The following is a 6447-nucleotide window of genomic DNA, read 5'->3' on the forward strand; positions in this document are numbered from 1 at the left end:
CCGCACCCACCCCTCCAGCGCAGCCCGCTCCTCATCCGACAGGATCAGCTCGGCCTTCGGCCGCCCAGTACGCGCCATCAGGCAACCCTACACATCTGAACAGAATTCCTGACTCAGAAGACTAGGGTCCCGCCATGACTGCCGCCGCCTTCGTGACCACCACCCGGACGTTCTACGACGCCATCGCCGAGGACTACCACGCCCGCTTCCGCTCCGTCCTCGCCGACGCCCCGCTCGACCGGGCGCTGATGGCCGCCTTCGCCGAGCTGGTGGGCGCCGGGGGCCAGGTGGTGGACCTCGGCTGCGGGCCCGGCCTGGTCACCGCGCACCTCGCCTCGCTGGGCCTGCGGGTCTTCGGCCTGGACCTGTCCGCGTCCATGCTCGCGATCGCGCGCCGCGAGAACCCGGGGCTGCGGTTCGAGCAGGGTTCGATGCTGGAGCTGGACCTGCCCGACGGCGCCCTCGCGGGGGCCGTCTCCTGGTACTCGTCGATCCACACCCCGGCCGAGCGGCTGCCGGACCTCTTCGGGGAGATCCGGCGCGTGCTGGCCCCGGGCGGGCATCTGCTGCTCGGCTTCCAGGTCGGCGACGAGCCGAGCCTGCTCGACCGCCCCTTCGGCCACCCGGTCGCCCTGGACTTCGAGCGGCGGCGGCCGGAGGCGATGGCCGCTCTGCTGGAGCGGGCCGGGTTCACCGTGCTGTCGCGGACCGTGCGCGTACAGGAGGCGGACACCTCCGCGAACGTCCCGCAGGCCTGCCTGATCGCCCGCCGCTAGGTCGTGTCCGCAAAGTCCTGCCGTCCGCCCGGAGGGCGGGCCTCGCGGCGTCCGGTGCGTGCTCTCGGCGTGCTGGGCGCAGCCCCTCGTACTGGGCGTACTCGGGGCTTCGCCCGGTGCGGCGAGAGTGCGTGCCGGGCGTCGCGAGGCAGACAGGACTTTGCGGACACGGCCTAGGGCGGACGCGCGGCCTACGTGTCGTACAGCCCCTCCACCGCGCCCGCGAAGTCCCGCATGATCGCCTCTCGGCGCAGCTTCATCGAGGGGGTCAGGTGGCCCTCCCACTCCGTGAAGTCCCTCGGCAGGACGGCGAAGCGGCGGATGGACTCCGGGCGGGAGACCAGCTTGTTGGCCTCGTCGACCGCGCGCTGGAGGACCGCCAGGACCTCCTCGTCGTCGGTGAGCAGCTCCGGCGGCACCGGGTGCTTGCCGTTCATGCGGCGCCAGTGGGTGACACCGTCGGGGTCGAGGGTGAACAGGGCGGAGACGTAGGGGCGGCGGTCGCCGAGGACGATGCACTGGGAGATGAGGGGGTGGGAGCGCAGCCAGTTCTCCAGCGGGGCGGGGGCCACGCTCTTGCCGCCCGCGGTGATCAGCAGTTCCTTCTTGCGGCCGGTGATCGTCAGGTAGCCGTCGTCGTCCAGGCTGCCGATGTCGCCGGTGGCGAACCAGCCGTCGGGGGCGGCCGGGACGACGCCGCCCGCCTGGGGGTCCCAGTAGCCGTGCAGGACCTGCTCGCCGGCGACGAGGATCTCGCCGTCGGCGGCGATGCGGATACGGGTGCCGGGCAGCGGCCAGCCGACCGTGCCGAGGCGCGGCTTGAGCGGGGGCGTGACGGTGGCCGCGGCCGTGGTCTCGGTGAGGCCGTAGCCCTCGAAGATCTCGATGCCGGCGCCGGCGTAGAAGGCGGCGAGGCGGCGGCCGAGCGGGGAGCCGCCGCAGATGGCGTACTTGACCTGGCCGCCCATGGCGGCCCGGATCTTGCGGTAGACGAGGGGGTCGTAGAAGGCGCGGGCGGTCTTCAGGCCGCGGCCGGGGCCGCCGCCGGTGCCGGTCTGGTGGGCCTCCCGGGCCTCGCCGTAGCGCACGGCCACCGAGGCGGCGCGGTCGAAGGCGGAGGCCCGGCCGCCGGACTCGGCCTTGGCGCGGGCGCTGTTGTAGATCTTCTCCAGCATGTACGGAATGGTCAGCAGGCAGGTCGGGCGGAAGGCGGCGAGGTCGGGGAGCAGGTCCTCCGGCTTCAGGCTGGGGGCGTGGCCGAGGCGGACCCGGGCGCGGACGCAGGCGACGGCGACCATGCGGCCGAAGACGTGCGACATCGGCAGGAAGAGCAGGATCGAGGGCTCCTCGCCGGTCTCCGCCTTGAAGACGGGGTAGAGCAGCTCGATCGCGTTGTCCACCTCGGCGAAGAAGTTGCCGTGGGTGAGCACGCAGCCCTTGGGGCGGCCGGTGGTGCCGGAGGTGTAGATGAGGGTGGCGAGGGTGGTGGGACCCAGCATGCCGCGCCGTACCTCGACCTCCGCGTCCGGCACCCGCGCGCCCAGCTCCGCCAGCCGCTCCACGTGTCCCTTCTCCATGACCCACAGGTGCTGGAGGTCGGGGATGCGGTCCAGCTCGGGGCCGAGAGCCGCGGCCTGAGCGGTGGTCTCGGTGACGAGGGTGACCGCGCCGGAGTCCTGGAGGATCCAGCGGGTCTGGAAGAGGGAGGAGGTCGGGTAGACGGGGACGGTGACCAGGCCGGCCGCCCACGCGGCGAAGTCCAGCAGTGTCCACTCGTACGTCGTCCGCGCCATGATCGCGATGCGGTCGCCCGGCATCAGGCCCTCCGCGATCATGCCCTTGGCCACGGCGTGCACCTGGTCGGCGAAGTCCGCCGCCGTCACGTCGGACCAGTCGCCGTCCGCGGAGCGGCGGCTGAGGACCACCTGGCCGGGGACGGCCGCCGCGTTGTCGAAGGGCAGGTCGGCGAGGGACCCGCGGCGCACCGGCGGGGCGAACGGCGGTACGTAGGCCTCCCGTACGGCGCCGTCCAGCCGCCGCGTCTCGGGCGCCACCAGGGTGGGGCCGGGCGAGTCGGCGTAGGCGGCGGATGCGGCGAAGGAGGGAAGCGGGGTGGACACGGGCGGCTCCTGGGACGTGCAGCGGCGACACCGCTCTGCGGTCGGTGCTCTGCTGCATGACGTACGTGCCTCGCGCGCCGAGGCGTTCATCGCCGGTACCGGGCAGGCGGGTTACCGGCGGTCAGTCTCGGGATCGTACGGGGCCCGCGTGGGGAGTTGGTGCGGGTTCGGGGATGGTCCGGCGCCGGGGGTGTGCAGTCTCGGGGGTTACCTGCGGGTAGGTCACGTTCGTTCCAATATGGCCGTCACGCCCTGGCCGCCCGCCGCGCAGACCGAGATCAGTCCGCGCCCCGGGCCCTCCCGTTCGGCGAGCAGGGTGGCCAGGGTCGCCACGACGCGGGCGCCGGTCGCGGCGAAGGGGTGGCCGGTGGCGAGGGAGGAGCCGGCCGCGTTCAGCCGGGCCCGGTCGACCGGGGCGAGACCGCGCTTCTCCCAGGCCGCCAGGGTGGCCAGCACCTGGGACGCGAACGCCTCGTGGATCTCGACGAGGTCGAAGTCCTCGATGCCCAGCCCCGCACGCTCCAGCATGCGCGGGACCGCGTACGCCGGGGCCATCAGCAGCCCGTCCTCGCCGCCGGCCGCGTCGCCGCCGACGAAGTCCACGGCCGCCGTCTCGTACGCCGTCAGATACGCCAGCGGTTCCAGGCCCCGGGCCTCGGCCCACTCCTCGCTCGCCAGCAGCACGGTGGCCGCGCCGTCGGTCAGGGGCGTGGAGTTGCCCGCCGTCATGGTCGGTTCGGCGCCGGAGAGTCCGAACACCGGCTTCAGCGCGGCCAGTTTCTCCACCGTCGAGCCCGGGCGCAGGTTCTGGTCGCGGGCCAGGCCGCGGAAGGGGACCACGAGGTCCCGGAACAGGCCGCGTTCGTAGGCGGCGGCCAGTCGCCGGTGGCTGGTCGCGGCGAGTTCGTCCTGGTCCTCGCGGGTGATGCCCCAGGCCCGGGCGGTGACCGCGGCGTGCTCGCCCATCGACAGACCGGTGCGCGGCTCGGCGTTGCGCGGGATGTCGGGGACCAGGTGGCCGGGGCGGATCCTCGCCAGCGCCTTCGCCCGGCCGCCGAGGGACTTCGCGCGCCGGGCCTCCAACAGGATGCGGCGCAGGCGGTCGTTGACGCCGAGCGGGGCGTCGCTCGCCGTGTCCGCGCCGCCCGCGATCGCCGACTCGGTCTGCCCGAGGGCGATCTTGTTGGCGGCGGCGATCACGGCCTGGAGCCCGGTGCCGCAGGCCTGCTGGATGTCGTACGCGGGGGTGCGCGGGTCGAGCGCCGAGCCGAGGACCGTCTCCCGGGCGAGGTTGAAGTCGCGGCTGTGCTTGAGGACCGCGCCGGCCACGAACTCGCCGACGGAGCCGGGCTCCTGGAGGCCGTAGCGGGCGACCAGGCCGTCGAGGGCCGCGGTGAGCATCTCCTGGTTGGACGCGGTGGCGTAGGGCCCGTCGGCGCGGGCGAAGGGGACGCGGGCGCCGCCGACGACCGCGACGCGGCGCGCGGGCTGCGCTGCCAGAGGGCTCATCTCGACCTGCTCCTCACCCGTGACGTAGGCTTACCTCCGGTAACCTTACTCCAGAGTAAGCACATGTGGGTATGACCACGTGGGTATGACCGAGGGCTTGGGGAGACAGGACATGGCCGACCGCTATCTCAGCTTCACCGGCACCGCGCCCGGCCGCTTCCTCACCCGGCGACTGGGGCTGCCGCAACCCGCCCCGCTGGAACGCGGCGCCTTCTCCGGCGGCCTGCTGCACCTCACCGCCGGCAAGACCGGCCTCGACCTCGCGCCCGTCCTCGCCCGCACCGGCCTCGGCCCGGACGACACCGGACACCCCGCCGCCGTCGTCCTCGACGCCACCGGAGTCCGGGACGTCGACGCGCTCGCCGAGGTGCACGCCGCGCTGCACCCCGTCGTACGGTCCGTCGCGACCAGCGGACGGGTGGTGGTGCTCGGCACCCCGCCCGACCCGGACGACCACCACCAGGCCGCCGCCCAGCAGGCGCTGGAGGGCTTCACCCGCTCGCTCGGCAAGGAGATCGGGCGGGGCAGGACGGTCAACCTCGTCCGGCTCGCCGACGCCGCCGGCGGCGCCGACGCCGCCGAGTCCACCCTCCGCTTCCTCCTCTCCCCCGCCTCCGCCTACGTCAGCGGGCAGGTCGTCGAGGTCGGCGACCCGGGCGGGACCAGCACCCCGGACGACTGGGAACTGCCGCTGGCCGGACGCACCGCACTCGTCACCGGCGCCGCCCGCGGGATCGGCGCCGCCGTCGCCCAAACCCTGGCCGGACAGGGCGCCCAGGTCGTCGTCCTCGACGTACCGCAGGCCGAGGACGAGGCACGCCGGGCCGCGGAACGCCTCGGCGGCACCGCCCTCGCCCTCGACATCACCGCCGGCGACGCGGGCGAGCGCATCGCCGCCGCCGTGCCCGGCGGCATCGACGTCCTCGTCCACAACGCCGGCATCACCCGCGACCGGCGCCTGGCCAACATGCCCGCCGACCGCTGGAGTTCCGTCCTCGACGTCAACCTCGCGAGCGTCCTGCGCACCACGGACGCGCTGCTCGCCGCGGGCGCGGTCAACCGGGGCGGGCGGATCGTGGCGACGGCCTCCATCGCCGGGCTCGCGGGCAACGCGGGCCAGACCAACTACGGCGCGAGCAAGGCCGGGATCGTCGGCCTGGTCCGCTCGCTCTCGCCGCGCGCGCTGGCCGGGCACGGGGTGACGGTGAACGCGGTGGCGCCGGGGTTCATCGAGACGAGGATGACCGCGGCCGTCCCGCTCTTCATCCGCGAGGCGGGCCGGCGCATGAACTCCCTCGCCCAGGGCGGCCTGCCGGTCGACGTCGCCCAGACCACCGCCTGGCTCGCCCACCCGGCCTCCGGCGCGGTCAACGGCCAGGTCGTCCGGGTCTGCGGCCAGAGCCTGCTGGGGGCGTGATGACCACCGCGCACCCCACGACCACCACCCTGACCGGGCCGCCCGCCCTCGCGCCGCTGCTCGCCCGCGGCGCCCTCCTGTCGCCCCTCAAGCGGCCCCGCCCGGACGCCGACTTCCCCCGCACCCGGCTGGTCCTGCCCGGCCTGCGCGTGGACCTGGCGCGGCTCGCGGCGTACGAGCGGGTGTGCGGCTTCCCCACCGGGGCGGACGCGCTCCCGGTGACGTATCCGCACGTCCTGGGCTTCCCCTCGGCCATGCGCCTGATGAGCGGCCGGGACTTCCCGCTCCCGCTGCTCGGGCTCGTCCACACGTCGGTCGCCATCACCCGGTACGCCGCCATGCCCGCGACCGCCGCGTACGAACTCACCACGTACGTCGAGGGCCTGGCACCGCACCGCCGCGGCACCGAGGCCACGGTGGCGACGGAGGTCCGGGCCGACGGGGAGGTGGTGTGGGAGTCACGCAGCACGTACCTGGCCCGGCACGGAAGCGCGAAGACCCCCGGCCCGGAGCACGGGCCGCCCACTCCGGCCTCCGGCCCCGAGCCTCTCCCCACCCGCCGCGAGTGGCGCCTCGCCGGTGACGTCGGACGGCGCTACGGTGCCGCCTCCGGCGACCGCAACCC

At 74.5% G+C, this 6447-nt stretch carries 5 protein-coding genes; 3 read left to right on the forward strand and 2 right to left on the reverse strand.

All coding sequences use genetic code 11. From position 1 onward, the window contains the following. Nucleotides 1–134: 134 nt before the first annotated feature. Nucleotides 135–776, forward strand: coding sequence for a class I SAM-dependent methyltransferase (locus DMH12_RS36310; RefSeq protein ID WP_125495562.1), 642 nt, complete (start codon nucleotides 135–137; stop codon nucleotides 774–776). 191 nt (nucleotides 777–967) lie between these two features. Here the strand turns inward: DMH12_RS36310 and DMH12_RS36320 are convergent, their stop codons facing one another. Further along, a complete protein-coding gene (locus DMH12_RS36320) occupies nucleotides 968–2896 on the reverse strand; it encodes a long-chain fatty acid--CoA ligase (protein ID WP_125495563.1) in 1929 nt (642 codons plus the stop codon). Nucleotides 2897–3118: 222 nt separating this feature from the next. Then, nucleotides 3119–4405 (reverse strand): acetyl-CoA C-acetyltransferase, encoded by a 1287-nt coding sequence (locus DMH12_RS36325; protein WP_125495564.1) that lies wholly within the window; start codon nucleotides 4403–4405, stop codon nucleotides 3119–3121. A gap of 112 nt (nucleotides 4406–4517) precedes the next feature. Here DMH12_RS36325 and DMH12_RS36330 point away from each other — a divergent pair, with 112 nt between their 5' ends. Together DMH12_RS36330 and DMH12_RS36335 are read left to right on the forward strand one after the other, a co-directional pair. Beyond that, a complete protein-coding gene (locus DMH12_RS36330) occupies nucleotides 4518–5822 on the forward strand; it encodes a 3-oxoacyl-ACP reductase (protein ID WP_125495565.1) in 1305 nt (434 codons plus the stop codon). Then, nucleotides 5822–6447: hypothetical protein (locus DMH12_RS36335; RefSeq protein ID WP_125495566.1), on the forward strand; the 626-nt coding region annotated here is incomplete at its 3' end. The genes DMH12_RS36330 and DMH12_RS36335, both read left to right, overlap by 1 nt.

Origin of the sequence: Streptomyces sp. WAC 04229, assembly GCF_003947455.1 — a bacterium.
In the GTDB taxonomy this organism is placed as follows: domain Bacteria; phylum Actinomycetota; class Actinomycetes; order Streptomycetales; family Streptomycetaceae; genus Streptomyces.

Bases quoted from the DNA above. Each gene is read 5' to 3' on its own strand.
- DMH12_RS36330 (WP_125495565.1), top strand. From the start codon at position 4,518: ATGGCCGACCGCTATCTCAGCTTCACCGGCACCGCGCCCGGCCGCTTC.
- DMH12_RS36325 (WP_125495564.1), bottom strand. From the start codon at position 4,405: ATGAGCCCTCTGGCAGCGCAGCCCGCGCGCCGCGTCGCGGTCGTCGGC.
- DMH12_RS36310 (WP_125495562.1), top strand. From the start codon at position 135: ATGACTGCCGCCGCCTTCGTGACCACCACCCGGACGTTCTACGACGCC.